Source organism: Mycoplasma sp. 773 (assembly GCF_053851515.1).
In genome coordinates this window covers 1-4649 of record NZ_JBSQAV010000014.1, presented here as the reverse complement: position 1 = coordinate 4649, position 4649 = coordinate 1, and the positions used below count along the sequence as shown (strand labels likewise).

3 protein-coding genes are annotated in these 4649 nt (G+C 26.5%); 1 reads left to right on the top strand and 2 read right to left on the bottom strand.

Annotated elements, in window-relative coordinates; genetic code table 4:
- The first annotated feature begins 67 nt into the window (after positions 1 to 67).
- A complete protein-coding gene (locus tag ACWXVJ_RS03120; protein ID WP_455966506.1) occupies positions 68 to 3166 on the top strand; it encodes an HsdR family type I site-specific deoxyribonuclease in 3099 nt (1032 codons plus the stop codon).
- A 42-nt stretch (positions 3167 to 3208) separates the two neighbouring features.
- Here the strand turns inward: ACWXVJ_RS03120 and ACWXVJ_RS03115 are convergent, their stop codons facing one another.
- A complete protein-coding gene (locus ACWXVJ_RS03115; RefSeq protein ID WP_438340633.1) occupies positions 3209 to 4132 on the bottom strand; it encodes a tyrosine-type recombinase/integrase in 924 nt (307 codons plus the stop codon).
- The coding region (locus ACWXVJ_RS03110) for a restriction endonuclease subunit S (RefSeq protein ID WP_455966505.1) at positions 4101 to 4649 on the bottom strand (549 nt) is incomplete at its 5' end. The genes ACWXVJ_RS03110 and ACWXVJ_RS03115, both read right to left, overlap by 32 nt.

Sequence of the window (4649 nt, the reverse complement as noted above, 5' to 3'; positions counted from 1 at the left end):
CGTAAGTTAAATGCCTTAGAAAATATCAAAAAAACCTTATTAGAAAAGATGTTTGTATAGGAGCAATATGTCAAAACTTAATTTTAACAATGAAAATTTCAAAAATGAAGCCGAATTCGAAGAAAATGTTGTAAAGCTTTTATTAGATAATGGTTGAAAAAATCAAGGTTTTGGTCAATTAAATATTGATAATGAATTAAATAATGTTAGCGAACATGATTTAAAGTTAAATTGATTGCGTATCTTAAACCATAACAATGTGGATAAACTTGACGGTAAACCAATCACTGAAAAAGAATTAGATCTATTAATAAATGAAATACAATCTCAACAAAATATTGCTCAAGTTAATAGAAACATTATAAAACCAAATCAAGGATTGCAATTAAAAAGAGAACAAAAAATAATCCCTTTAACCTTAATTCATAAGGAACAACTAAATAATGACGGTGGTAAAAATTATTTTCAAATTGCAAGACAAGTTACAATTAATAATGCTAATAACGACCAAAAAAGAAGCGATATTTTCTTATTAATAAATGGAATACCACTTATTCATATTGAATTAAAAAATAAAGATAAAAGTATTATTAATGCAAAAAATCAATTAATAAATTATAATGAAGCAACAAAAAGCATTTATAATGGTATCTTTAAATTCATTCATATAGTAGTTGCAATGAATCCACTAAAAATGGAATATTCGCCAAGAAATAGAGAATTAAAATTTATTAATTGGTATGATGAGACTAATAAAAATGAGATTAATAATTGAGTTGATGTCGTTAAAAACTTTTTATCTATTCCAATGTCATTAGAATTAATTTGTGACTACACTATTCCGGACGGCGATGAACTAAAAATTTTAAGAAGTTACCAATACTATGCTGTTAAGAAAATTCTTGATAAAATTAGAAAAACGGATCTTTTTTTAGCAGAAAATGATGAACCTATTAAAGGGGGATTCATTTGACATGCTACAGGTTCAGGAAAAACCTTCACTAGCTTTAAGACTAGTTCATTAATAATTGAGCATAATCTTGCTGATTTAGTAATATTTGTAGCTGATAGAATTGAATTAGTGGATCAAACCTATAATGAGTTTGTAAAACATGATAAAAAGGTTACTGATGTTTCTAGTACAAGAGATTTGCAAAATAAGACAAGAAAAAACGAAGATCAACCAATCATTGTAACTTCAATTCAGAAATTAGATCGTATAAATGAAGATCATAAAAATATTCTTGATAAAAAAAGAATTGTCTTAATCTTTGATGAAGCCCACCGTAGTACATTTGGCTCAATGATGAGCAAAATTAAAAATACCTTTAAGAAAAAAACCATAATTTTCGGTTTTACTGGAACCCCTATTTTTGATGAAACACCTAAAACATATGATATTTTTGGCGAAAAATTACATAGCTATACTCTAGGGGATGCTATAGTACAAGAAAAGGTTCTAAAATTTAGTTGTAAATATAATATATTTGAAGATTTATATAAGTGAGCATTTAATTGCAATATTGAACATAATAAAAAATTTTGTACTGAAAAATTAAATTCCATTAAAAATGAAACATTAAAACAAGAGCTTCTTTCTTTAAAAAATGATGCTCCATACGAAGTTACTAAAAAATTAGAAGAATTTAATAAAAAATCAGATAATTTGGATAAACTAATTGAATTAGAAGATGAAATTAACTATATTTATGAAAGCGATTTATATAAAAATCTTGTAGTTGAAAGCATTTTAGACGATTGATATAATTTGGCGAAATCTAATGGTTTTAAATATAATTTTTCTTCAATTTTGGCCACTTCAAGTATTGAAGATGCAATAAAATATTTCCGTATATTTAATAAACATATAAATGATCTTGATATAAAAGATGAAAAACGTAATTTTAAATTCACCGCTTTATTTACAAGATCATTAGATAGTGATGAGTCTCCACAAAAACTTGAAAAGCTTGAAGAAGCATTTAAAGAAATATATAAAAAATACGAACAAGACTTCGATTTTAAAATTATTAACCAAAATGATGAACACGAACTATTCAAAAAAGACATTTCGCAAAGACTAAAAAGAATCAATATGGATGAAGATGATGATTCAAAAACTATAAACTTGTTAATTGTAGTAAATCAGATGTTAACCGGCTTTGATTCAAAATATATTCAAACAGTATATTTTGATAAACAACAAGAATCACAAAATTTAGTCCAAAGTGTTTCGCGAACTAATAGAAAATATAATATTCATAAAGAATTTGGTAGAGCACATTTTTACAAATTTCCATATCACATGAAGAAAAATGTTGAGGATGCATTTAGAAAATATGCTTATGAGGATTTAACAATAATCACAGTTTCCGATACATCATCTATAGTAAAATATGCAAATGAAGAATATAAAGAAGTTGAAAAATTATTCAAAGAATTAGGTATTAACTGATTCGAAAATATTGAATCATTTGACACTAATGATATAAACAAAGTTAAAAATCTTAAAAAGGCTTATAATCATTTGTGCAAAATTAAACGCTTAATAAATTCATTAAACTTATTGAGTTTTAAATGAGAAGAAAATGAAAAATTGATGTCCTTTGATAAAGAAATATCCGAAAGAATTGATGTGAAAATATATGAAATTGATGTTATTTTAACCAATCTTAATTCATTAGCAACTTTTAATGATTCGGATGATGAGCTTAGATTTTATAATACTGAAATTCTAAAAGATATTCAAAACAATAAAAAGCAAGAACTTTATGATAAAAATTTTTTCACAAATCTTGAATTAGAATTAAGAACTTGCAAATCGATACCTCATGTTTTAAGCAAGTATTATATTAAAAATCCCGAATGAATTAAGGAATGATGTAATCTTCCCGATAATAATAAACCTAGTTTAAATGACTTTTGAAAACAAAAAAAACAAGAAGAACTACAAAAAAATCTTGATGAATTAGCGATATATGGACTCGAAAAAGAAAAAATTGAAGAATTCGTAAATAATTGCTATATAGATATTAAAGAAGACATTAATAAAAACAATAATTTTGAAGCTTATATTTGACCGCTTGTTAAATCCCCGGACGGCCCTAAATATAAGCTAAGACCCCTAATTATTGATCTTATAAAGCAATACAAGGAAAAAAAATAGAACCTATTTGGTTCTATTTTTTAGTGTGGGCATTGATATATTTTAGTTTAAACTCGATATTGAACGCATAACAACATCGATATCTTTATTCTCTAACTCGTTAATAATATGCAAATATATTCTCTCAGTTGTGTTCATACTAGAATGACCAAGCCTTTTAGCAACAGAAGCAATCGATACCCCGGCGTACAACAATAATGATGCATGAGTATGTCTTAAACCGTGAATAGTTATGATAGGAACATTTGCTGTTTTGCATCTTCTGCTAAGTGTATCATTAATAGTAGAATTATAAATTTTTTTCTTAAGGATAAATATAGGTCTATCACCTGGCAAGTCTTTAACAAGACTCGAGAACTGTGAAATAGTCATTCAATCTAATGGAATTTTTCTAACCGAAGTTTTATTTTTGGTAGGTAAAAAACCACCATTTTCTTTATAATTTCATGTCTTAGTTATATTCAATGTTTGTTTTGAAAAATCAAAGTCTTCCGGCGTGATTGCTATAGCTTCCGAAAACCGCAAGCCAGTTTTCGCTATTAAAAGCAACAATCAATCACAATTAATTTTTTCGTTTAATTTCAAGGTTTTTAGGAGCAATTGAAGCTCAAATTGACTTAAAAACTTCTGCGCTTTCTTTTTAGGTGGTTTACCCTTTATAACAACCTTTCTAGTAGGATCATTATCTATTAAACCTTCATCAAATGCATCTAATAATGCGCTTTTTAAATGGTGGTGAAAATCCATTGTTGTTTGTTTTTCATGATAAGTAGCATAATCATTCAATATTTTTTGGTATTCCATTCTATCTATATCGCACAATCTTAACTCAGGCACCAATTTAATTATTCAATCTAATGATAACTCGTATTTTTTAAAACTAACGTTTCTTATAGAACCTTTTTTATATACAAAAATTCAATTTTGAAAATATTTATAAAATAAAATTTCTGATTTTTTTCTCATCTCTCCCCCAATTATGCCCACGCTGATGAAGGGTGATGAGGGTGTTAAAAAAATCAAAAATAGTTGATATTTTAATTTGTTCTTTTAATAAGATAGGAATATTAATCGCCATTCCTGTTATTGTTTCTAGTCTAATAGAATCGACAGTGGCTTTAGAACTATCCGTAATAGCCCTTTTATAAAAATTCTGTGAAAAGTAATAATAAAAAAACTTACCATATATATTTGAATTAAAATTACTTATCTTATAACACCTTTGGTGTAGATCAAACTTACCATTTACATAATGAAATACTTTTCCTATATTTCCCTCTCCAATTGTTATTATCGCTTCTTCATCATATAAATATTTATTACTTCTACGTATTTCTTCTGATCTTATATAAAAAGGATATGCCCCATTTTTTACCGAGTCATTAGAATTACTTTTTCCATTTGTAATTTTCGCTATTTCTCCCAACCTTTCCTGTTCTCAAGCGTTAGTAAATTCCTTAAATCTTATTGATGGAAATGCAGA